The organism is Caldisericia bacterium (assembly GCA_030018355.1).
In the GTDB taxonomy this organism is placed as follows: Bacteria; Caldisericota; Caldisericia; order B22-G15; family B22-G15; genus JAAYUH01.
On record JASEFN010000002.1, the window covers coordinates 303287 to 327689 of the forward strand.

Here is a 24403-nt window from a genome sequence, read left to right on the forward strand (position 1 = left end):
GAAGATAGAAAAAATTGGAAAAGAGGGTTTTGTTGCCTCTTGGGTTGTTGAAGTTCAAAAGAAAGAGGAGACTAAAAAAGAGAATTCAGGGGTAATTAAAGAATATACAAATTTAAGAACAGGTCCTTCAATTTCTTATGAAGTTATAAGAAGTTTAGAACCAGATACAAAAATTTTAATTTCTGGTATGGCACTTAACTCTTCCAATGAAGTATGGTATTTTGCAAAAATTGATAATTCTGCAGGATGGGTTTTTTCTGAAAGAGTAAATTTAATTTATATTGAAAAAGTTGTTGATACAAAACTTATAAATACAAAATATAAATTACTTACTGATAAATATTTATATGAAGGCCCTTCTGAAGAGATGAAATCTTCTGAAATCATCTCAAGTGGAAAAGAGGTTCAAATTGTTGGTATTTCTCTTATTTTTCCAGATATCTATTTTTATGAAATTGTTTATGATGGAAAACTTTATTGGATTAAGTCAAGCGATGAGTCACCAAAAGAAAATCAAGAAGAAATTCAAATAAATGAAATAAATTTTATTGAGCAAAGTGGAAATATTGTTATTACAATTTTAGGAAATAAAGAAATAAAAGATTATTCAGATTCAGTTCTTTCAAACCCAATTAGAGTTGTTGTTGATATTCAAAATGCAATAATTCTTTCAGGTTCAATTTCAAAAGATATTGAGAGATTTGGTGTTTTAAGAGTAAGAGCAAGTCAATTTTCTTCAAATCCAAAAATAACAAGAGTTGTTATTGATTTAGCAAAAGATATAAAATATAACATTAAAAAAATAACTAATGGACTTCAAATTGTATTATTAACTCAAGGAACAACTTCTTTATATAATGTTTATCTTTCAGATGAATATATTTATCTTTTTCCATCACCTATTGAAAAGAGTGGAACACTTTATATACCTTTAAAGTCATTTTTATCTTCAATTGGCATCTCTTCTGAATATGATGAAAACTCAAAGATTTTTTCATTTTTCTACAAAGGTCTTAGAGTTGAAATTTCTGATTTTAAAAAAGTAACAAGAGGAAACAAGGTAAGAGAATTTTCAATTGGTGCATCTATTATTGGAGATACATATTTTGTTCCCATTGATTTTCTTCCTTTTATGATTGATACTGGAATTTTTTATGATAAAGATAATAAAAATCTTTATCTCGATCCTTATATTTATGGAATTGAATTAAACAAGGAGAGTTTAAATAAAGTAATTTATGCAATTTCAACTTCTTTTCTTCCAAAATATACCCATTCAATATCTGGAGAGACTCTCACATTATCTATAACTGCTTTACCTCATCCAGATTCTGATTTAAAAAATTATGAGTTTGTTGAAAATGTTGAAATAAGAGAGAGAAATAAAAATAATTCACCTATAACTAAAATTGTTCTAAAACTTGAGAGTGGATATAAAAACATTCAGGTAAATTCTACAAAAACACCACCTTCAATTAAAATAACCCTTTCAAAAGATTTAGCAAAGGGATTAAATGGAAAACTTATTGTTCTTGATCCAGGACATGGTGCTTATACAGGAGGGATATATTATGATGTTGGAGCAGTTGGACCCTCTGGTGCATATGAGAGTAAAATTGTTCTTGATATAGCGTTAAGAGTAAAAGAACTACTTGAAAAAAGTGGAGCGGTTGTTTTAATGACAAGAACAGAAGAAAATAATAAAAATTCTCCAAATCTTGATCAGAGAGTACAAATCGCAAATTCTTCTGGAGGTGACCTATTTTTATCTATTCATCTTAATGCTTCAACTTCTAGTTCAGCATGTGGTACAGAAACTTACTATTTTCATCCATTTAGTTTAAAATTTGCAGAAATTATTCATAAAAAGATTGTTAATGCACTTAATACTGTCGATAGAGGTGTAAGAAACAAAGGATTTGCTGTTGTTAAGGATATAAATACTATGCCAAGTGTTTTAATTGAACCACTTTATATTTCAAATCCAAATGAAGAGAAAATGATATTAAATGAAAATATTAGACAAAAGTTGGCAGAAGCAATTTTTGAAGCAATTTCAGAATATTTTAACCAATGAGCAAAGTTGGAATTTTTGATTCAGGAATTGGAGGTTTATCTGTTTTTAAAGTTATTTATAAAAATTTTCCAAAAAATGATTTTTTTTATTTAGGAGATGAAGCATATTATCCATATGGAATTAAAACAAAAGATGAGATAATAAATAGAAGTAAAAAAATAGTTGAATTTTTAATTGAAAAAGATGTTGATCTTATAATAGTTGCGTGTAATACTGTAAGTTCAGTTGCACTTCCATATCTTAAAGAGATTTTTAAAATTCCAATTATTGGTGTGATAGATGGTGGGGTTTTAAAAGCAATTAAATTAACAAAAAATAAAAAAATTGGTGTTCTTTCTACTCCTCTTACAGCAAGAACTCATGTTTATAAAAATAAAATTCTTTCAATAGATGAAAGTTGTAAAGTTTGTGAAATTGGTTCTCAAGAACTTGTCAATATTGTTGAGAATGGAATTATTAACGAGTCCCCAACATTTGCTTTAATTAAAGATGTTTTAAAACCTTTTGAAGATTTTGATACTTTAATTTTAGGATGTACTCATTTTCCAGCATTAGAAGAGTTAATTAAAAAGATTCTTAAGGATATTCAAATTGTTGACCCAGCGAATGAGATAATTCCATTTATAAAACACCTTATAAAAAATAATGGGAAAGGAATAAAAAAATTTTATACAACAAAAGATCCTAATGAATTTAAAGAAAGAAGTAAAATTTTTTTAAAAGATTTTGAAATAGAAGTTGAAAAAGTTGATATTTAACCTGCTCCCCCACCTCCACTGCCTCCTCCACCCCCACCTCCACCTGAAAATCCTCCACCCCCACCAGATGAAGAAAGAGATGAGGCTGCAATCTTTGACATTGAATTAAATGTTGATACCAGACTATTTAAATTAGTTGAGATTCCACTAAAATCATATACTCCACCATGATAAGCAATTGAAAAGAGACTACTTTTTCTTATCTCACTTTCATCTAATTTTGGAATAAGATATTTTAATTCATTTAAAACTCTTTCACTAATTCCAAATAGAGTTGCATAGATAAGATATTTTTCCCACAAAATAATTGAGAGAGGAATGGCTTCTTTTAAATTTGAAAAATCTTTTAAAAACTTTTTAAATGCATTCCATTTATTGAATTCTTTTGCTCCTATTAGACTTCTTCTTGGCATAAATGTTGAAATTAAAATTAGTATACTAGATGAAATAATAGAGTAGAAAAGTAAAATGTTTGGAAGATTAAAATTCCCAATAATTATAATTGAAAATATAAAATATGCTAATGATAACACCATCGTTATTATTCCTATTTTGAATCCCTTTTCTTCAAAAAAGTCATATCCACTACCATTTTCTTTAACCGCCTCACAAAAAGCATCAAAAACTGTTTTAAACTCTTTTGGATTTCTTCTTATATAATTTTCAATATCAATTGAAGATACTGAAATTTCATTTCTTCCTGCAAAATCTGAAAGGGGTTTATCCTTTTCTTTGATTAACTTTTCATAAAATTTTAATTTTCTTTTATCATTGTAATATTTTAAAAGATCTTCATAGACAAGATTTGTAAAAAGAAAGTCATAAATAATCTTTTCATAACTTTTTAAAAAGGAAGGATCTTTTTGTGTTTTTTTAAAAATTAATATATCTTTTTCCTTTTTAAATATTGTTCCAACTTCTTTTTTTATTGATTCAACCTCGATATAACCTTTCCTAATTAAATCCATTAATGTTGCAATAAATTCTTTTGAAGAGACATTTTTCCAATTCATAAGATATCCAACAATTGCAGGATCTAAATTATCAGGTGGTTCCCTGAAATATTCATAATTTTTAACAATTCTATGCTCAATTCCAAACCTTCTAAGAAGAAATAGCCAAATTAAAATTAGAATTATAGGAATAAAAATAATTAAAAAATATAAAAATTTAACTTTTAATCTAATTAAATTTGATTTTTTTGCTAAATCTCTTTCATAGTTTAATATCTCATCTAATTTATATTGGTAAATTTTTTCTTGATCTAAAATTTCACTCGGAAATAATATCCTTGCCTCAACGAAAGTTTCTTTAGGTAAATCTTTTATATAAAGACGAGCACCAATTCCATCAAGTTTTTCTATTTCACCCCAAAGGGGTCCATGAGCAAAAATGTAAAAATCATCTTTATTTATCTCTTTTGGCAAATATATTTTACATTCAAATTCTTTTGTATCTCTTTCCCATTCATCTTCAATGACTTTCCAATAAAAATCGCTTATATCAAGATAAGATTTAATTCCACCTATTACTTTATATTTAAAATAAAATGTTTTATCTTCATCTTTTGCACTATAATAGAATTTTATATAAAACCTATCTCCCCAATCTTCAAAAATATATGTTCCTTCTCTTTGTGTATCAAAATTTGTTCTTTCATATTCTTTAAATTCATCTCTTAAAGAGAAATCTTGAATTTCCTCAAAACCCTTTTTATAAATATAATATGTTGCCCATGAGAATGAACCAGAAAAGTGATATGTTCTTTCAATATTAACATCGAAAGAACCGTCTTTGTTTATATAAATTTCTGTGTAAACTCTTTTAAAATAGTAATCTTTAGCATATAATGGCCTAACATTTATTGAAATTGAAATAATAAAAAAAATTAATAAAAAAATTAATCTTTTCATAGACAATCTCTTATAATAAAATTTTAATAAATTCATTAACTTTTACTTATCTCTTCTTCTATTTTATGATAAACTGATGGCGAAACTTTTGCTTTAAGTGCACCCTCTTTAACAAGAAGTAAAAATAGTGATAACACGTCTTTTCTCTTTAGTTTCATTTCATTCATAAGTTGTTCAAGAGTCTTTTTTCCATCTACTTTAAAGAAAAAGTTATTTGCTCTAACATTTGGAGTTGGAAATACACTCACATCAAGACCACTATAGGTTTTTAAAACTTGTTTTGCTCTTTCTGAATGTTCTGGAACTATTTTCATAATATCAACCTCTTCTGGAATTAATAAATTTGCATTCAAAAGAGAAAGAATACTTCTTAATGTTTCAACTTCTCCTAAATTTGACTCATCTCTAACTTCTTTTATAGTTCTTCCATCTCTAAACTTATTTAAAATTGCCCAGTCATCTTTGCTTAAAGAGATCTTTGTTGTTGGTGGAGTTGGGTTTATTTTTAAAATTGTATCAAGAGGAGGAAGTTTCTTTAAAATATCTTCAAGAGTTGATACTTGTCTTGATGCTTCAAAAAGAAGTTCTTCTAATTTTTTTGTTATTTTAATCTCTTTATTTGGGGGGAGTTCTTTTGAAAAGGCAAATGTACCCTCTTTCATCGTTAAAATATAATAAAGAGCGCCCTCTCCAGTTTTCGTATCAATTTCAGAATCAATTATTTCTCCATCTTTACAATAGATTTTTGCACTTTTTTCGCCCTCTTTTTCAATTTTTCCTTTTATTTGAATAACACCAGTTCTTTTAGTTAAATTTACAAATTTTAATAAATCTTCTAATGAAAAATCTTTTAAATTACCTTGAAGTTCCAATTTTTCCACCTCCTGTCTTTTGTTATAAAATTATAACATTAAAGAGTGTAACATTAAATAGAGTTTTGGGTCATATTAAATGATTGATAAAGAACTTGTTAGAAGAGTTAAAAAAGGTGAAATTAGCGCTTTTGCAGAACTTGTTGAGAAGTATGAAAGTGATGTTTTCACTTACTGTTTGTATATCTTGAAAGATAGGGAGGATGCGAAGGATTTGACACAAGAAACATTTTTAAAGGCTTTTTTAAACATAAAGTCTTTAAGAAAAGAGGAAGATTTTAAATTCTGGTTATTAAGAATTGCAAGAAACTCCTGTTTTAAAAAATTAAGAAAAAGAAAAATGGAAAAAAAATTAGATTTATATGAAGAAGAGAAAGAAATAAAAATAGATGAAGAAATAATAAAAGATGAAAAAAGAGAAAAATTGATTAAAGCAATAAATAAACTTGATAAAAAAGATAGAGAGATTTTAACTTTGAGAGATATTGAAGGGTATTCTTATGAAGAGATTTCAAAAATTTTAAAAATTTCTTTAAATCTTACAAAAGTTAGAATTCATAGAGCAAGAAAGAATCTTAAAAAAATTTTAGGAGAGTTAAAACCATGAGTGAATATTTATCTTTAAGAAAAGAGTTACTTAACTTAAAAGAAAAGAATGTAAATTTATCACCTGAAATTGTTTCAATGGTTATTAAAAAGAAAATAAAAGATAAAAGAACAAAAATTATTCTTCTCGCCCTTCTTGCTTTATCAATTTCAATTTTTTTAATTTTTATCTTTAGGAGGAAAAGTTGAAAAAAGAAGATATTAAAAAATATTTACCTCATAGAGAACCATTTCTTTTTGTTGATGAAATAATTGAATTAGAAGAAGGGAAGAGAATTTATGGCTTATATAAAGTTAAAGAAGATTCTTTTTGGATAAAAGCACACTTTGAAGATTTCCCAATTATGCCTGGTGTATTAATTTTAGAAGCACTTGCCCAAATTTCTCTTTTAATATATAAAGATTTAGCAAAGGATAAAATTCCTATTTTTGTTAAAATAGAAAGTTTTACTTTTAAAAAGCCAGTTTTTCCAGGCGATACACTTTACTTGGAATCAAAAGTAATCTCAGAGAAGATGGGATTTATAAAATTTGATATAAAAAGTACTAAAAATGGGGAAGTTGTTGGTGAAGGAAAAATTATAGCAACATTAAAAGGAAAGGAGGAGTTGGTTAAATGAAAGCATTTGTTTTTCCAGGGCAAGGATCTCAATACAAAGGTATGGGTGAAGCAATTTTAGAGAAATTTCCTGAAGGAAATGAGTTTTTAAAAAAAGGAGAAAAAGTTTTAAATATGGATTTAAACTACCTTCTTTTTGAAGCAGATGATGAGACACTTAAAGATACAGAAAATGCTCAAATTTCAATTCTTTTTACAAGTTTTCTCTATTTTAAATATTTAGAAAGCAAAGGAATTTTTCCAGATTATGTTTGTGGCCACTCTCTTGGAGAATATTCATCTCTTCTTGTAAGTGAAGTTTTAAGTTTTGAAGATGCTCTTGTTTTAGTAAGGGAGAGAGCAAGAGTTATGAAAAGATTTACTCAGGAGATAAAAGGAGTTCAAGTTGCAGTTATGAATTTAAGTGTCCATGAATTAGAAAATGTAATTGAGAAATTTCAAGAAAGTGGAGTTATTCAAATTGCTGGATATAACTCAAAAACTCAAATTGTTGTATCAATGGAAAATTCTATTCTTGATGAGTTTAAAAAAGAGATAGAAAAACTTAAAGGAAGAGTTTTACCATTAAAAACATCACTTCCATTTCATTCTCCTTTGATGAAAAAAGCAGAAGACGAGTTTAGTAAAATTTTGGAGAAAACAAAATTTAACTCTCCAAAATATCTTTACATTTCAAGTGTTACAAATGAAGTGATACAAAGTGGGGAGGAAATTAAAAGAGTTTTAACAAATCAAATAACAAGACCTGTAAGATGGACTCAAACAATAGATAAACTTCTCTCCTTTGGAGTCAATGAATTTTATGAAGTTGGACCAAATAAAATTTTTACAAATCTTCTTTTGAGAGATTATAAAAACATAAGAGTTATAAATACCGAGTCTTGGATTAAAGAAGGAGAATATGAAAGAGTTTAAAAGTGCAATAGTTACAGGTGGCACAAGAGGAATTGGAAAAGCAATTGTTTATGAACTTGCAAAAGAAAATTACAATATTGGTCTTAATTTTTTAAAAAATATCCAACTTGCTGAACAAATTAAAAAAGATTTAGAAGAAAATTTTGGTATTAAAGTAATTCTTCTCCAAGGAGATGTTTCATCTGAAGAAGATGTTAAAAGAATTGTAGGTATGTTTTTGAACGAATTTGGGAAAATAAGTCTATTAGTAAATAATGCTGGTATAACAAAAGATAATTTACTCATAAGAATGTCGCTTGAAGATTTTATGAAAGTTTTAAATACAAATCTTGTTAGTGCTTTTCTAATGACAAAAGAGGTTTTGCCCCATATGATAAAAGAAAAAAATGGAGTTATTATAAATATCTCCTCAATCGTTGGAATTTTTGGAAATAAGGGTCAAGGAAATTACTCTGCTTCAAAGGGTGGATTGATATCATTTACAAAATCAATAGCAAAAGAAGTTGCTTCAAGAAATATTAGAGTTAATGCAATAGCACCAGGATTTATTGAAACAGATATGACTGAAATTTTAGGAGAAGAGACAAAGGAAAAAATTTTAAATATGATTCCTTTAGGAAGATTTGGTAAACCAGAAGAAGTTGCAAAACTTGTAACATTTCTTGCATCTTCTGACTCTTCTTATATAACAGGACAAGTTTTTATAATCGACGGAGGGCTATCCCTCGGATTTCAAATTTAAAGGAGGTACATTATGACAAGAGAAGAGGTATTTGAAAAATTTAAAAAAGTTTTTGTTGAAAAAACCGGGATTGAGGAGTTTAAAGAAGAGGACAAATTTATTGATGATCTTGGTCTTGATTCTTTGGCTTTAATGGACATAATAACAGGACTTGAAGAAGAATTTGGAATTTCAGTTCCAGATTCTGATATCCCTAAAATTAAAGATGTAAAATCTGCTCTAGATTATTTATCATCAAAAGCATAATAAGACATGAGAAGAGTAGTCGTTACAGGGATGGGGGTTATTTCTCCAATAGGAAATAGTTTAGAAGAATTTAAAAATAATTTATTTAATGGAAAATCTGGAGTTTCAAAAATAACACTATTTAATCCTGAGGGTTTTGATGTTCAAATTGCAGGAGAAGTTAAGGGTTTTGATCTTAAAAATTATGAAAAAGATTTAAAACCGATTGAATTAAAAAGAATTGATAGATTTGCTCAATTTGCAATTGCAGCATCTCGTCTTGCTTTTGAAGATTCTGGTTTAGATCTCTCAAAAATTGATCCGTATAGAGTGGGTGTCATTATTGCTTCAGGAATTGGAGGAATTATAAGTTTAGAGGAAGGTATAAAGAATTTAATTACAAAAGGACCAAATTCTGTATCTCCATATCTTGCTGCAATGATGATTCCGAATATGGCTACAGGTTGGGTATCTATGAGATTAGGGATAAATGGATATAACTCTTGTCCTACAACAGCATGTTCTGCAGGCGCAACAGCAATTGGTGAGGCGCTTGAAGCAATTAAAAGAGGTGATGCAGATATAATTTTTGCTGGTGGAACAGAAGCATCAATTTCTCCCATAGGAATTGCAAGTTTTGCTCAAGCAAAAGCATTATCAACGAGTAATGAATACCCTGAAAAGGCTTCACGTCCATTTGATAAATTAAGAAATGGTTTCGTTATGGGAGAAGGGGCTGGAATTTTAGTGCTTGAAGAGTTGGAACATGCTAAAAAAAGAGGAGCAAAAATTTATGCTGAAGTTATCTCTTTTGGTCAAACATCTGATGCGTATCACATAACTGCTCCTGAACCAACTGGTAAACCACGTGCAATGGCAATAGAAATGGCTCTTAAAAAAGGCAATGTTTCTAAAGATGAAATAGATTACATTAATGCTCATGGCACTTCAACACCACTAAATGATAAAGTAGAGTCTGATACAATAAAAGAGGTTTTTGGAGAGAGAGCATATAAAATTCCAATTTCTTCAACAAAATCAATGACAGGACATCTTTTAGGTGCAGCAGGAGCAGTTGAAGCGATTGCAACAATTTTATGTATTAATAATAATTTCGTTCACCCGACAATAAATCAAGAAGTAAAAGATCCTGAATGTGATCTTGACTATGTTCCAAATGTTGGAAGGGAACACAAAATAAAATATGCTATTTCAAATTCTTTTGGTTTCGGTGGAGTTAACACTGCATTAGTTTTCAAAAGATTTGAATAAATAAGAAAAAACTTTTTAGGGAGGGGGAGATAAATTTTTTTTTATTTTTAATTCTCATTTTTTGGAGGTTTTTTTATGAAAGAGTGGGCACTTATACTAGGATCATCAAGTGGATTTGGTGCAGCAACATCAATTGAACTTTCAAAAAGGGGGTATCATATAATCGGAGTACATTTTGATAGAAGAGAAAATTTACCAAAAGTTGAGGAGATAATAAATAAAATAAAAAGCAATAATGTAGAAGTTCTTTTTTTTAATTTAAATGCAGCGGATCCAAAAAATAGAGAGTTCGTTTTAAATCAAATTGAAGAAAAATTTAAAAATGATAATGAAGAAAATTCTATTTATATTGTTATGCACTCTCTTGCATTTGGAACTTTAAGAAAATTTATAGATGAAAATAAAGAAGAGGCTATAACTCAAAAACAAGTCGAAATGACTATTGATGTTATGGCAAATCAACTTATTTATTGGGTACAAGATATTTTCTATAGAGGACTTTTTAAAAATGGCGGAAGAATTTTTGCAATGGTAAGTTCTGGGGATGATAGAGTTTTTCCATATTATGGCGCAGTATCTGGTGCAAAAGCAGCGATAGAGGCGTATATAAGACAACTTGCTTATGAACTTGCACCATATAAAATAACAGCAAACGCAATTAAAGCAGGAGTTACAGACACCCCAGCTTTAAGAAAGATTCCTCTTAATGAAAAATTAATTGAACTCGCTCTTCAAAAAAACCCATCAAAAAGGTTAACAACACCTGAAGATGTTGGGAAAGCGATTGCTGCTCTTTGTGATAAAGATCTTTATTGGATGACGGGAAATGTAATAAGAGTTGATGGTGGCGAGGATATTGCAGCATAAAGATTTAAATCTTCTTTAATAAATTAAATTTTATGTTATAATTTTAAAGAACTTGACAATTATTCAAGTTGTTATAGAATATTGTGTGTTTTTAAGGAGGATATATGAAGACAACTTTTATAAAACCTAATGAAGTCAAAAGAAATTGGTGGCTTGTTGATGCTAAAGATAAAACACTTGGAAAGTTGGCTGTTGAAATAGCGCGACTACTTATGGGAAAACACAACGTTGATTATACACCTTATGCAGATTCTGGAGATTATGTTGTTGTTATTAATGCTGACAAAGTAAAACTCTCAAGCGATAAAATGGAGACAAAAAAATATTATTATGCTTCTCTTTATCCAGGTGGATTGAGAGAATATACTTTTAATGAATTAATTAAAAAACACCCAGATTGGCCAATAAAAGAGGCTGTTAAAGGTATGCTACCAAAAAATAGATTAAAATATAGAATGATGAAAAGATTAAAAGTATATGCTGGAGAATCTCATCCACATAAAGCACAAAATCCTATACTATATGAAGTTAAGGAGGAGAAATGATAGGTTTAATTAGTGGAAGAAGAAAAACAGCAATTGCAAGAGTAAAAGTTAAAAATGGTAGTGGTAATATTATAGTTAATGGTAAAAAATTTGAAGAATACTTTCCGATAGAGTATTTGAGGCTTAAAATTCTCGAGCCATTAAAAATTACAAATAAAGAAAATCTTTACGATTTTGAAGCAAAAGTTGAAGGAGGAGGAATCAGTTCTCAAGCAGAGGCTATAAGACATGCAATTTCAAGAGCATTAGTTGAACTTGATCCATCAACAAGAGGAGTTCTTAAGGCAAAAGGCTTTTTATCTTTTGATAGTAGAATAAAAGAGAGAAAGAAACCAGGACTTCACTCTGCAAGGAAGAGAAGACAATATAGAAAAAGATAATTTAAATTTTAAATTTAAATTAAAAATTAAGGAGGGAATTTGGGAAAAAGCATAGTTGTAACCTCTGGAAAAGGAGGGGTAGGTAAAACAACAATTGTAGGAAATATAGGAGTTGGTTTAGCATCTTTAAATAAAACTGTTGCTTTAATAGATGTTGATATTGGTTTGAGGAATCTCGATCTTGTACTTGGACTGGAAAATAGAATAGTTTATAACTTAATGGATGTAATTGAAGGGAATTGCAAATTATCTCAAGCACTTGTTAAAGATAAAAGATTTAAAGACAATCTTGTTTTATTGCCTGCAGCACAAACTCGTTTTAAAGAAGAAGTAAAAGTAGAAGATCTTAAACTTATTGTTAATGAACTTAAGAAAAAATATGATTATGTAATTTTAGATTCACCTGCAGGAATAGAACATGGTTTTAGAATGTCTGCTCTCTCTGCTGATGAAGCAATTGTCGTAACAACACCTGAGATAACTTCAATTAGAGATGCAGATAGAGTGATTGGGCTTCTTGAATCTATGGAAATTTTTCAACCAACATTAATCATAAACAGAGTTAGAGTTGATATGGTGAAAAAGGGTGAAATGCTACACTGGAATGATATAGAAGAGATACTTTCAATTAGAGTTATAGGAATTATACCTGAAGATCCCTATATAACAATTTCAACGAATATTGGCGAACCAGCAATATTAAATGAAAATTCAATTGGTGGAAAAGAGTTAATGAATATTGTAAAAAGAATTCTTGGTGAAGAAATACCTCTTGTTGTTTATCAAGAAAAAACATCATTTTTAGAAAAATTATCAGGAATTTTTAAAAGGGAAAAAAGATGAAACTATTTCAAGCGAAGAAGAGCGGTTTAATTGCAAAAGAGAGAATTTCTTTTGTACTTGAATCAGACAGACTCTCCTTGTCTCCAAAACAGATAGATGATTTAAAAAAAGATTTTGCAAATCTAATTTTAAAATATGTAAAAATAAATGAGAAAGATTTATCTGTTTCTGTAAAAAGAGAAGGTAGAAAGACAACCATAATTGCAGAATTTTTCCTGAAACAAAATTAATTTTAAACTCTCTAAACTAAGAGGAATATGATGAAAAAATTAATTTTTCTTTTAATTATTTTAGTGATTTTATCAATTAATAAAATTTCATATTCAGAAGAGAAAATTGATCTTTTTATTAAAGATGTTTATTTTTCAAAAGAAATTATTTTTGAAAATGATAAGTTTGAGGTTGGAATAAATATTTGTATTTCAGGGGTACAAAATTTAAAGGATTTTAATACTCCTTTTATTATTTCAATTTTTTGGGATAAACCCTCGAGATTTACACATATTGAAAGCAAATTAATAGATAAGATTGAAAAAGAGTGTTTTGATACTAAATTTTCAATTGATTTAAGTGCAAAAAACATCTTTTCTTCATATATTCCTTCTTCAGGAGATAGAACTCTTGTAGTTCAAGTTGATAGTGGTCATGAGATAAAAGAATTTGATGAAGAGAACAATATGGTTGAGAAAAAAATTCACATTTTTAAACTTTCTTCAAAAGTTATTAAAATATTTATAAATAACAAAATTGGTTATTTAAATGATAAAGAAATTGAACTCGAAACTCCACCTGTAATTATAAGAGGAAGAACAATGGTGCCCTTAAGATTTATTATTGAAAGTTTTGGTGGTGATATTTTTTGGAATAGCGAAGATAAAAGTATAAAAATAAAGTTTGAAGATAAAGAAATTTTAATGTGGATTGATAATAATATTTCATATATAAATGGTAAGAAATATATACTTGATGTTCCACCAACAATTATAAATGGAAGAACTATTGTTCCAATTAGATTTATTGCAGAGGCACTCAACTCTTTTGTTTTTTGGAGTCCAATTGATCAAAGGGTTACAATAATTTATGAAAAATAAATTCTTTCTTCTTTTTCTTATCTTATTATTATTTATAACTCCAATCAAAAAAAGTAGTGTTATAAACCTCTTTTTAATATATATAGCAGGAGATAATGATCTTTATCAAAATGCATTAGATGATATAAGTGAGTTAAAAAGAGGAATAAAGAAAAATATAAAGGTTATAGCTCTATTTGATGGACTTTATGATACAAAACTTGTAGAAATTTTTGAAAACAAAGAAAATATAATTAAAACATATAAAAATTTAAATAGTGGTGACCCAGAAGTTCTTTATTCTCTAATTAATTTTGGACTTTCAAAATATAATCCAGATAATTTAATTCTTGTCCTTTGGGGACACGGAGACGGAAGAAATTTTAAAGGTGGTACTTTTAAAGGTGTCTGTTTTGATGAAAATTCAAATGATTATTTAACAATTCAAGAAATAAAAGAGGTATTAGAAAAAATTTATAAAAATTATAACAGAAAAACTGATATTTTAATGTTTGATGCTTGTTTTATGCAATCTATCGAAGTTTCATATGAGTTAAAAGATTTTGTTGATTATATAATTGGCTCTCAAGCCTATATCCCACTTGATGGGTTTCCTTATGATGATATCTTTTCAAACCTCTCAAATTTAAATGTGGTTGATTTAAGGCCTCAAATTATTGCACACGAAATTGTGTCATCATATTTTAATTCATACAATTCAGGTTCTCAAGGAAAAGAAGAGATACAAATTTCAGTTATTTATACAAAAGAAAGTGAGAACATACTTAAGTTTTTAAAAGAAAGAATTTATGAACTTAAAAATAAAGATTCTCTTCTTGAAGTAAGGAAAAAGCATTTAATACCTCTCAACAATAAATATGTAGATTTTTTTGAATTTTTTAGAAATTACTACCCTAATATACTAAATTATCAAAATGAGTTAATTTTGGTTAATAAAAATAGTTTCAAGGATCCTCTTTCAGGAGTATCTTTTTATTTTCCTGAATATTATCTTCCAATAAACCTATCCTTCTTTAGAGAGAGTGGTTTTGAAAATGTTCTTTGGTTTCTTTTTTCCTACTGAGTCATTAAAAATGAAACTATAACTTCTGTTCCTTTATCTTTTTCACTCTTTATTTCAATTTTACCTTTATGAGCCTCAACAAGTTCCTTTGTTATAAGAAGTCCTAATCCTACCCCTTTTATTTTATTAATTTCTGCATTTTTACCTCTATAAAACTTTGTAAAAATTTTATTTAGATCTTCTCTATCTATTCCTATTCCTTCATCTTTTATTAACACATATGCATAATTTTTATCATTATAACTTTTTATATAAATAGTTCCATTCTCTTTAGAAAATTTAAAGGCGTTATCCAAAATATTTATAAAAATTTCTTTAATTCTTTTCTTATCACCTTTAATCATTATTGGATATAGTTCAGTTATTAATTTAATATTTTTGTTTTTATATTTATTTTTTAATATTTCTATTACATATTCTATTTCTTCTTTTAAATTTATATTTTCAAAATTTAACTTAAAATTTATTGATTCAATATAAGAATAATTTCTTAAATCTTCAATCATTTTAGTTAACCTCTCTATTTCTTCTTTTATTGTTTTAATTTCTTTTGGAACCTCTTCTTCAGGAATAACTTTATCTTCGATTGCTTCAATAATTCCACTTATACCAGTCAATGGAGTTGAAATTTCATGAATAATTTTAGAAACAAGGTCTTTTCTTATCTCCTCAAGATTTTTCAATTTTTTTACCATATAGTTAAAATCATCAACAAGTTCTCCAATTTCATCATCGCTTTCTCTTCTAATTGAAAAATTAAAATCACTATTAGCAACTCTCTTTACACCTTCTTTTAAGTCAATAATTGGTTTTTCAATATATTTTGAAAAAATAAAAGATAGTATAATTGAAATACCTATCGCTATTAATCCACTAAAAATTAATGAAGTTCTAATTCTATTTAAAAAATCCACTCTCATTTGACCTCTTTGATTGGGAAGTGGTGGTCCATGTTTTCTCAATGCCTCATCAAAGTGTTGAGGTATTTGATAATTCAAGAAAAAAATAATAAATATTAAAACAATTAGAACTATTATGATTGATAAAATAATTATTTTCCATCTAATTTTCATCTTCTACCAACCTATATCCTACTCCTCTTACAGTTTCAATATATTTTGGATTTTTAGGATTATCATTTAACTTTTTCCTTAAATTTGTAATATGTACATCTATGCTTCTATCAATAACTGGTTCACCATAAAATCCATAAATTGAATCTAAAATATCATCTCTTGACATTACTCTCCCTTTATTTTTATAGAGTGCCATAAAAATTTTAAATTCTAATGACGAGAGTTTTATTTCTTCCTTATTTTTATAAATTTTAAACTTTGTTGAATAAATTTCTAAATCTTTAAATTTAAAAAATTCAGAATCACCATATCTTTTTAATACTGCTTTTACTCTTAAAACAAGTTCTTTAAAACTAAAAGGTTTTGTTATATAATCATCTGCACCCTTTTTGAATCCAATTATTCTATCATCTTCCTCTCCTTTTGCTGTGATTATTATAACAGGTATATCTTTCTCTTTTTTTAACTCTTCAAGTACATTAATGCCTGGAAAATCTGGAAGCATAAGATCTAAAATAATAAGATTTGGATTTTCTTCATAAAATTTTTTAATTCCATCATTTGCATTATAAGTAGATATAATTTCATATCCCTCCTTTTCGAGGTACAATTTTGCTAATTTTGAAATTTCATAATCATCTTCAATAATAAGAATCTTCATACCTACTTTTATAATATTAAATTATTAAGGAATTGTTAAGATATTTGGTGGAAAAATTTAAATAAATTTTTTAAAAAATTTGAGTTATAATGATATTGCTAATTAATGAAAGGAGGTGATTAAATAAAAAATTAAAATTTAAATTAATTTTTAAGGAGGTAAGGTTATGGGTAAATTTTCAAAAATTTTATTAGTATTAATTTTAGTTGTTTCATTAAGTTTTGGGTTATTAAACATATCTTTATCAAAGGTAAATCAAAATCAAGTTAAGGTTACAGTCCTTGCAACTACTGACGAACATGGAAATGTCTATCCAATTGATTATTACACTTTAAAACCTGCAAACAGAGGACTTGCAAAAGTTTATACACTTGTGAAACAAATTAGAAATGAAAATCCAAATACAATTTTAATTAGTAATGGAGACACTATTCAAGGAACTCCTCTTACATATTATTTTACAAAAATTGAGAAAGATGTTCCTCATCCTATGATGCTTGTAATGAATTATATGGGTTATGATGCAATGGTTGCAGGTAATCATGAGATTCAAGATTATGGATTCGATTGGTTGATGAAAGTTCAAAAAGACGCAAAATTCCCAATTTTATCAGCAAATATGGTTAATGAAACAACAGGAGAAAATCCTCTTACACCATACATTATAAAAGAAATTAATGGCATAAAAGTAGGAATAATTGGTTTAACAACTCAAGAAACAAATACTGTAACACCTTCATATAATTTAAAAGGCCATAAATTTCTTGACGCAGTTGAGGTCGCTGGAAAATATATTAAACTTTTAAGACCTCAAGTTGATATTTTAATTGTTTCTGCACACATGGGTTTTGAGTTTGGAAATGATACAAAGAACTTTAAATATCTTGAACCACTAAGAGAAGGTAATGTTGCAGATGCAATTGTTCAAAAATATCCTGAAATTGATATTTTAATAACAGGACATGATCACTATGATATTCCTCCATTCATAAGGAATGGTGTTTTATGTGTACAACCACGAAATTGGGGACAAGCACTTGCAAAACTTGATATAACACTTGAAAAATCTGGTGATAAATGGAAAGTTGTTAAAAAAGAAGGTGTTAATTTGCCTATTGATGATAAAGTTGAAGCAGCACCAGAGATTCTTGATTTAATTAAAGATTATCATGAAAAAACTGTTACTTATGTTGATTCTCCAATTGGTTATGCAGTAGAAACTATAGATGGTACACTTTGTAGATTAATGGATAATCCAATGTTAGATTTAATTCATAAGGTACAACTTGAAGTAACTGGTGCTGATATTTCAATTGCTGCAATGCTTCCAACTGTTCCACCTATTTGGCCAAAAGGTGAAATTAAAGTAAGAGATGTATATTCATTATATATTTATGAAAATACACTTTGGGTTAAAGAGGTAACTGGTAAAGATATTAAAGATGCACTTGAATGGTCTTATAGATATTACAACACATATGATTTTGGTTTAACTGATACTCCACTTGTTAATCCAAATATTAGAGGATATAACTTTGATACAATTCAAGGAATTGAGTATGAAGTTGATATAACAAAACCTGTAGGTCAAAGAGTTATAAAGATGACCTACAAAGGAAAACCAGTTTCTATGAACCAAAAATTTAAACTTGCTGTAAATAATTATAGAGGAAATGGTGGTGGTGGATATACAATGCTTGCTAAAGCACCACTTCTCTGGAAATCAGATGAAGAAGTTAGAAATTTAATTATAGAATACATTAAAGAAAAGAAGTATATTTATCCTGAAGTTGATAATAACTGGAAGATGTATCCAAGTGCAGCATATTTACTCGATTCAAGAAGATCAACATTTGATACATTCTTTAGGAATGTAAAAATTGATATATATCCATATAAGGTTTATGATATTGATCCATCTTCAACTATAACAAAAAATCAATTTCTATACCTTTTAAGCAAATCAACAGAATTTACATTAAATGAACTTAAGGTTGATTATGGATTATTAACTGGATATGGAACATTCTTCCCATCTCTTCCAATTACAAAAGAAGAAGCAGTTTTACTTGCTGTTTATACAATTGGAGGTCTTAAAGATGCTCAAAGTGTTGATACTTCAATTCTTGATAAGTTTGAAGATGGTCATTTTGTTTCTCCATGGGCAAGAAATGCATTTGCATGGGCAATTTTAAAGGGAATTATTAAGCCAAAAGATAATAAAATTGAACCTAATAAGAAATTAACTTTAGGAGATGCACTTGAAATAATTGTAAATGCAAGATTTCCAGTTATTACAATTCTTCATACAAATGATTTTCATGGTTATTTATCAGGAAAAGATGCCAAAAATGGTGGACTTGCAAGAATTTACACAATTGTAAAAGAGGAGAGAGCAAAAAATCCTAACACAATTTTAATTGATGCTGGAGACCACCTCCAAGGAGCAAATATTGCAAACTTCTTTAAAGGTCAAAATGTTGTTGAAATTTACAATGCTATGGGTTACAACTACGCAACTTTTGGAAATCATGAATTTGACTGGGGTAAAGATGTACTAAAAGAAAGAGTTCAAGTGGCAAAATATACCTATCTTTGTGCAAATATAATTGATACATCTACTGGAAAGACATTTGCTCCAAAAGCATATGATACAATGGAATTTTCTACTTTAAAATTAGGATTTTATGGCTTAGATACAAAAGAACTACCAATTCTTGTTAATCCTAAAGGTATTGAAGGATTAAAAATTTTAGATCCAATCGAAACATCAAAAACAGTTGTAGAAACTCTTAAAAAAGAAGGATGTGATTATATAATTGCTATTTCACATTTAGGATATAATGATGGAAAAAATGATGATGATATAACCCTTGCTTCAAGTGTTTCAGGAATAAATTTAATAATTGGAGGTCACACTCATACAGTCTTAACACAACCAGATGTTGTAAATGGTGTTTATATCGTTCAAACAGGAGAAAAAGGATTGAATTTAGGAAAAATATACCTTGATTTTGAAAATACATATTCAGGAACAAAAATTAAAAACTTTAGATATACTTTGATACCTATAACTGATGCAATAAAGGAGGATCCTAATATTAAAGCACTCATTACTCCTTATGAAGAAAAACTTAAAAAAGAAATGGAAGTTGTTATTGGTGAAACACTTGTTGATCTTGACGGAGAAAGAGTAAATGTAAGAACAAAAGAGACAAACCTTGGAAATTTAATTGCAGATTTTATGAGAGATCTTGCTAAATCAGACATTGCAATAACAAATGGTGGTGGAATTAGAGCAAGTATAAAGAAAGGACAGATAAAGGTTGGAGATGTCTATAATGTTTTACCATTTGATAATGTTATTGTTAAACTTGAACTTACTGGAAAAGATATTTTAGATGCTCTCGAAAATGGTTTTTCAGAAGTAGAAAAGGGTGCTGGAAGATTTCCACAAGTTTCAGGTTTAACTGTTAAGGTTAATAAAAATAAACCACCAATGAGTAGAGTAGTTGAAGTTTTAATTAATGGAAAACCTCTTGACTTAAATAAAATTTATACAGTTGCAACAAATGATTTTATGGCAGCAGGAGGAGATGGATATACTGTATTTAAGAACGCAAAATCTTCTGTTTGGGTAACTGGAAATTGGATGAGAGATGATTTTGTCGAATATATTAAAAAACATTCACCACTTAATCCTCAAGTTGAAGGAAGAATAGTTTATGTTGAAGATTGAAAATCCAATTAATTTTGAAGGGGAGGCAATATTGCCTCCCCTTTTTTATTTTTATTGACACAGGTGAATTTTGGAATAAAATATTGAAACTAATGAGAGAAAAGGTTATTAATTATATAATTAAAATTTTTAAACTCAACAAAGGTGACTACTTTAAAAAGTTTGGAATATTTGAAGGAATTTTATCTTCAATATTAAATTTTATTATTTTTTTAATTAAATATTTATATAGTATATCTTTAGATTCGATATCTTTAAAGGCAGACGCCTTCCATACACTTTCTGATATTTTAACATCTATTATGGTAATAATTGGATTTTATTTAGCATCAAAAAAACCTGACAAAAGACATCCGTTTGGTCATGGAAGAATTGAAAAAATTATCTCAATTTTAATGTCCATTTTATTAATTTATGTTGGGTTTGAATTTTTTATAAATTCATATAAAAGATTCAAGAACCCAATAAAAATTGATGTAAATTTATTTATAATAACATTATTATTAATTACAATATTGATAAAAGAATTTTTAACTTTTGTTTCATTTGAATTAAGTAAAAAAATTAATTCATCTTCTTTAAAGGCTGATGCTTGGCACCACAGAAGTGATGCAATAGCAACATTTTTTATTATTTTAGGTTTTATAACCTTTAAATATGGTTTATATTTTCTTGACGGTGTTTTTGGAATGGGAGTCTCAGCATTAATTATTTATACTGGGATATCAATAATGTTTGAATCGAGTAGTTTTTTAATTGGTGAGGAACCATCAGAAAATTTAATTAATAAAATAAAAGAAATTTCTTATAAATTTGATTTTGTTGAAGATGTTCATCATATTCATATTCATGATTATGGAAATCAAATTGAGATAACTTTTCATGTTAAGTTAAAAGGTGATAAAACACTTAATGAGGTTCATGAAAAAATTAGTTTAATTGAAAAAGAAGTTGAAAAAGAGATTAAAAATTCAAATGTAACAATTCACGCTGAACCAATTTAATTACTATTGACAAAAAGATAAATTTATGTATAATTTTAATTTGCTCTATTTAGAATAGAGATTTTTGAAATTTTAATGCTAACTTTTAGTTAGTTTTATTTTTTTGGCAAGTGAAAAGGAGGTTTTATGCCAACAATTAATCAATTAATAAGAAATCCGAGAGAAAAGGTTATAAGTAAATCTCGTTCAAAGGATTTGGAAGGAAATCCTTTTAAGAGAGGTGTTTGTATAAAAGTATATACAACTACTCCTAAAAAACCTAATTCTGCTTTAAGAAAAGTTGCGAAAGTTAGACTTTCTAATGGAAGAGAAGTTATTGCTTATATCCCAGGAGTTGGACATAACCTCCAAGAACATTCTGTTGTTCTTGTAAGAGGAGGAAGAGTGAAGGATTTACCTGGTGTAAGATACCATATTGTTAGAGGAGTTTATGATTGTGCAGGAGTTGAAGGAAGAAAACAAGGTAGATCAAAATATGGTGCTAAGAGACCTAAAAAAGTAGGAGGTGAGTAGTGCCAAGGAAAGGACCTGTTAAACCAAGAGAAATTGAACCAGATTTAGTTTATGGAAGTGTTTTAGTTCATAAACTAATTAATAAAGTAATGATTGGTGGAAAAAAGGAAAAGGCAAGAAAGATAGTTTATTCTGCTTTAAAGATTGTAGAAGAAAAAACCGGTAAAAGAGGAGATGTTGTTTTACAAGAGGTATTAGAAAAAGCAAGGCCTCTTGTGGAATTAAAACCAAGAAGAGTTGGTGGAGCAACTTATCAAATTCCAGTTGAAGTGGAACCTCAAAGAGGAATTAAAATTGCATTAAAATGGTTAGTTAAATTTGCAAGAGAAAGAGGCGAAAAGACAATGATAGAAAGATTAGCAAAAGAGATGCTTGATATTCTTTCAGATCAAGGAGCAACAATGAAGAAGAGAGAAGAAACCCACAAGATGGCCGAAGCAAACAGAGCATTTGCTCACTTTAGGTGGTAATGGAGAATTATAATTACGACATAAAAAAGATAAGAAATATTGGTTTTATTGCACATATTGATGCTGGTAAGACTACCACAACAGAGAGAGTATTATATTATACTGGAAAAACTTATAAATTAGGAAATGTAGATGAAGGAACAGCAACAATGGACTATATGATTCAGGAGAAAGAAAGAGGAATAACAATAACATCAGCAGTAACAACATGCTTCTGGAAAGAAGCAATTATTAATATTATAGACACACCAGGCCATGTGGATTTCACAGCTGAAGTTGAAAGATCATTAAGGGTTTTAGATGGAGTAATTGTTATTCTTGAAGGAGTTAGTGGAGTTCAGCCACAAACTGAAACTGTTTGGAGACAAGCCTCAAAATATAAAGTACCAAGAATAATTTTTGTAAACAAAATGGATAGAATTGGAGCAAATTATCTAAAAGTTATTGATTCAATTAAAGAAAAATTAAATGTGAATCCTCTTGTTATTCAACTTCCAATTGGTCAAGAAGAAAATTTTGTAGGTGTTATAGATTTAATTGATCTTAAAAAATATGTTTGGTCAAAGGAAGGAACAGGTGAAGAGTACGAGGTTTTACCTTGTAAACTAGATTCAGAAATTGAGAAGGCAAGAAATGAACTTATTGAAAGAGTTTGCGAATCTGATGATAAGTTATTGGAAAAATATGTAAATGGTGAAGCGATAACTTCTGAAGAAATTAAAAAAGTAATACGTTATGGGACAATAAAAGGTTATTTTTATCCTTTACTTTTTGGAAGTTCGTTAAAAAATAAAGGTATTCAGCCTCTTCTCGATGCAATAGTTGAATATTTACCATCCCCAATTGATATTTCACCTGTTAGAGGATTAAACCCTGAAAATGGTAAAGAAGAGATTAGAAATCACTCAATTGAGGATCCATTAACAGCATTAGTTTTTAAAGTTCAAAATGATCCTTATATTGGTCAACTACATTACATAAGAGTATATTCTGGTGTGATTTCCTCTGGTACATATGTTTATAATTCAAATTTAAGAAGAAAAGAGAGAATTTCTAGAATTTTAAGATTACATGCAAATAAAAGAGAAGATATAAAAGAACTAAAAGCAGGTGAATTGGGTGGTGTTGTTGGTTTAAAAGATAGTGTAACTGGAGATACAATATGTGATGAAAAACATCCAATTATTTTAGAAAGAATTGAGTTCCCTGAGCCAGTAATTTCAATTGCTATCGAACCAAAATCTGAATCAGAACAAGATAAACTTTCTCTTGCACTTAGAAAATTTGCTCTTGAGGATCCAACTTTTAAAGTTAAATTTGATGAAGAATCAGGACAAACGATAATTTCTGGAATGGGAGAACTGCATCTTGAAATAATTGTTGATAGATTAACAAGAGAATTTGGAGTACAGGCAAAAATTGGAAAACCTGAAGTAAATTATAGAGAGACAATTACTAAAGAAGTTATTGAAGAAGGAAAATATATAAGACAAAGTGGTGGAAAAGGTTTATATGGACATGTAGTATTAAAAATATTCCCAGCAAAAGACCAAAAATTTATTTTTGTTAATAAAATAAGAGGAGGAGTAATTCCAGATGAATTTATTCCAGCAGTTGAAGAAGGAGTTAAAAGCGCTCTTGAAACTGGAATAGTTCTTGGATATCCAGCAATAAATATTGGAGTTGAACTAATTGACGGTTCATACCATCCAGTTGATTCTTCAGAAATTGCATATAGAATTGCTGCATCTAAAGCATTCAAAGAAGGTGCAAAAAAGGCAGGTCCTATTCTTTTAGAACCCATTATGGAAGTCGAAATAATTACACCAGAAAATTATCTTGGAGATATAATCCAGGGAATTTCATTAAGAAGAGGAAAAATTAACAATATTTTGAGCGAAGGGAATTTAAGAATAATTGAAGCACTAATTCCTCTTGCAGAATTATTTGGTTATGCAACTGAACTACGTTCTTTAAGTCAAGGAAGAGCAAGTTATACAATGCAATTTAGCAAATATGAAGTAGTTCCTCAACCCGTATATGAAAAAATAATAAAAAGGGTTAGAGGAATAGATTATGTATATTAAGGAGGTAAACCTAATATGGCAAAAGAGAAATTTGAAAGAACTAAACCTCATGTGAATGTAGGAAC

25 protein-coding genes are annotated in these 24403 nt (G+C 28.2%); 21 read left to right on the top strand and 4 right to left on the bottom strand.

Translation table 11 applies throughout. The annotated features are described in order from the left end of the window. Positions 1–2077 (top strand): N-acetylmuramoyl-L-alanine amidase (locus tag QMD25_03135; protein ID MDI6860993.1); only part of this gene is annotated, 2077 nt, incomplete at its 5' end. Continuing rightward, on the top strand, positions 2074–2835 hold the full coding sequence (gene murI, locus QMD25_03140; GenBank protein ID MDI6860994.1) for a glutamate racemase: 762 nt from the start codon (positions 2074–2076) through the stop codon (positions 2833–2835). The genes QMD25_03135 and murI, both read left to right, overlap by 4 nt. Here murI and QMD25_03145 read toward each other — a convergent pair. Together QMD25_03145 and QMD25_03150 are read right to left on the bottom strand one after the other, a co-directional pair. Then, positions 2832–4748 carry a DUF2207 domain-containing protein gene (locus QMD25_03145; GenBank protein ID MDI6860995.1) on the bottom strand — a complete coding sequence of 639 codons (1917 nt, stop codon included), beginning with the start codon at positions 4746–4748 and terminating at the stop codon, positions 2832–2834. The genes murI and QMD25_03145 overlap by 4 nt on opposite strands. 35 nt (positions 4749–4783) lie before the next feature. Beyond that, complete coding sequence (locus tag QMD25_03150) at positions 4784–5620, bottom strand: DUF4388 domain-containing protein (GenBank protein MDI6860996.1); 837 nt, start codon at positions 5618–5620, stop codon at positions 4784–4786. A 79-nt stretch (positions 5621–5699) separates the two neighbouring features. On the opposite strand from QMD25_03150, the gene QMD25_03155 reads away from it, so the two are divergent. The 14 genes from QMD25_03155 (at position 5700) to QMD25_03220 (ending at position 14788) form a co-directional block, all read left to right on the top strand. Then, positions 5700–6227: an RNA polymerase sigma factor gene (locus QMD25_03155; protein ID MDI6860997.1), complete on the top strand. Its 528-nt coding sequence runs from the start codon at positions 5700–5702 to the stop codon at positions 6225–6227. Next, positions 6224–6415, top strand: coding sequence for a hypothetical protein (locus QMD25_03160; GenBank protein ID MDI6860998.1), 192 nt, complete (start codon positions 6224–6226; stop codon positions 6413–6415). Before QMD25_03155 ends, QMD25_03160 begins: the two co-directional genes overlap by 4 nt. Then, positions 6412–6846 (top strand): 3-hydroxyacyl-ACP dehydratase FabZ, encoded by a 435-nt coding sequence (gene fabZ / locus QMD25_03165; GenBank protein ID MDI6860999.1) that lies wholly within the window; start codon positions 6412–6414, stop codon positions 6844–6846. Before QMD25_03160 ends, fabZ begins: the two co-directional genes overlap by 4 nt. Next, entirely contained in the window at positions 6843–7760 is a 918-nt protein-coding gene (locus QMD25_03170; protein MDI6861000.1) for an ACP S-malonyltransferase, read from the top strand. Before fabZ ends, QMD25_03170 begins: the two co-directional genes overlap by 4 nt. Then, positions 7747–8502, top strand: a complete 756-nt coding sequence (gene fabG / locus QMD25_03175; GenBank protein ID MDI6861001.1) for a 3-oxoacyl-[acyl-carrier-protein] reductase — start codon at positions 7747–7749, stop codon at positions 8500–8502. The genes QMD25_03170 and fabG overlap by 14 nt, the downstream gene beginning before the upstream one ends. 9 nt (positions 8503–8511) lie before the next feature. Beyond that, positions 8512–8748 carry an acyl carrier protein gene (locus tag QMD25_03180; protein ID MDI6861002.1) on the top strand — a complete coding sequence of 79 codons (237 nt, stop codon included), beginning with the start codon at positions 8512–8514 and terminating at the stop codon, positions 8746–8748. Between the two features lie 6 nt (positions 8749–8754). After that, positions 8755–9999, top strand: coding sequence for a beta-ketoacyl-ACP synthase II (gene fabF / locus QMD25_03185; GenBank protein ID MDI6861003.1), 1245 nt, complete (start codon positions 8755–8757; stop codon positions 9997–9999). Between the two features lie 75 nt (positions 10000–10074). After that, complete coding sequence (locus QMD25_03190) at positions 10075–10866, top strand: SDR family oxidoreductase (GenBank protein ID MDI6861004.1); 792 nt, start codon at positions 10075–10077, stop codon at positions 10864–10866. A gap of 104 nt (positions 10867–10970) precedes the next feature. Beyond that, entirely contained in the window at positions 10971–11411 is a 441-nt protein-coding gene (gene rplM / locus QMD25_03195; protein ID MDI6861005.1) for a 50S ribosomal protein L13, read from the top strand. Then, positions 11408–11791: a 30S ribosomal protein S9 gene (rpsI, locus tag QMD25_03200; GenBank protein ID MDI6861006.1), complete on the top strand. Its 384-nt coding sequence runs from the start codon at positions 11408–11410 to the stop codon at positions 11789–11791. Before rplM ends, rpsI begins: the two co-directional genes overlap by 4 nt. 39 nt (positions 11792–11830) lie before the next feature. Then, positions 11831–12634, top strand: coding sequence for a septum site-determining protein MinD (gene minD / locus QMD25_03205; GenBank protein ID MDI6861007.1), 804 nt, complete (start codon positions 11831–11833; stop codon positions 12632–12634). Next, positions 12631–12864 carry a cell division topological specificity factor MinE gene (minE, locus tag QMD25_03210; protein MDI6861008.1) on the top strand — a complete coding sequence of 78 codons (234 nt, stop codon included), beginning with the start codon at positions 12631–12633 and terminating at the stop codon, positions 12862–12864. The genes minD and minE overlap by 4 nt, the downstream gene beginning before the upstream one ends. A 30-nt stretch (positions 12865–12894) precedes the next feature. Next, on the top strand, positions 12895–13725 hold the full coding sequence (locus tag QMD25_03215; GenBank protein ID MDI6861009.1) for a stalk domain-containing protein: 831 nt from the start codon (positions 12895–12897) through the stop codon (positions 13723–13725). Then, positions 13715–14788: a clostripain-related cysteine peptidase gene (locus QMD25_03220; protein MDI6861010.1), complete on the top strand. Its 1074-nt coding sequence runs from the start codon at positions 13715–13717 to the stop codon at positions 14786–14788. The genes QMD25_03215 and QMD25_03220 overlap by 11 nt, the downstream gene beginning before the upstream one ends. Here QMD25_03220 and QMD25_03225 read toward each other — a convergent pair. Together QMD25_03225 and QMD25_03230 are read right to left on the bottom strand one after the other, a co-directional pair. After that, a complete protein-coding gene (locus QMD25_03225) occupies positions 14782–15861 on the bottom strand; it encodes a HAMP domain-containing sensor histidine kinase (protein MDI6861011.1) in 1080 nt (359 codons plus the stop codon). The genes QMD25_03220 and QMD25_03225 overlap by 7 nt on opposite strands. Then, positions 15851–16525, bottom strand: coding sequence for a response regulator transcription factor (locus tag QMD25_03230; protein ID MDI6861012.1), 675 nt, complete (start codon positions 16523–16525; stop codon positions 15851–15853). The genes QMD25_03225 and QMD25_03230 overlap by 11 nt, the downstream gene beginning before the upstream one ends. A 166-nt stretch (positions 16526–16691) precedes the next feature. On the opposite strand from QMD25_03230, the gene QMD25_03235 reads away from it, so the two are divergent. From QMD25_03235 to fusA, 5 genes are all read left to right on the top strand, one after another. Further along, positions 16692–20264, top strand: a complete 3573-nt coding sequence (locus QMD25_03235; GenBank protein MDI6861013.1) for a 5'-nucleotidase C-terminal domain-containing protein — start codon at positions 16692–16694, stop codon at positions 20262–20264. A 92-nt stretch (positions 20265–20356) separates the two neighbouring features. Beyond that, positions 20357–21268 carry a cation diffusion facilitator family transporter gene (locus QMD25_03240; protein ID MDI6861014.1) on the top strand — a complete coding sequence of 304 codons (912 nt, stop codon included), beginning with the start codon at positions 20357–20359 and terminating at the stop codon, positions 21266–21268. A gap of 126 nt (positions 21269–21394) precedes the next feature. Then, entirely contained in the window at positions 21395–21781 is a 387-nt protein-coding gene (gene rpsL, locus QMD25_03245; GenBank protein MDI6861015.1) for a 30S ribosomal protein S12, read from the top strand. Next, on the top strand, positions 21781–22251 hold the full coding sequence (gene rpsG / locus QMD25_03250) for a 30S ribosomal protein S7 (protein ID MDI6861016.1): 471 nt from the start codon (positions 21781–21783) through the stop codon (positions 22249–22251). The genes rpsL and rpsG overlap by 1 nt, the downstream gene beginning before the upstream one ends. After that, positions 22251–24338 carry an elongation factor G gene (fusA, locus tag QMD25_03255; GenBank protein ID MDI6861017.1) on the top strand — a complete coding sequence of 696 codons (2088 nt, stop codon included), beginning with the start codon at positions 22251–22253 and terminating at the stop codon, positions 24336–24338. The genes rpsG and fusA overlap by 1 nt, the downstream gene beginning before the upstream one ends. The last annotated feature ends 65 nt before the right edge of the window (positions 24339–24403 follow it).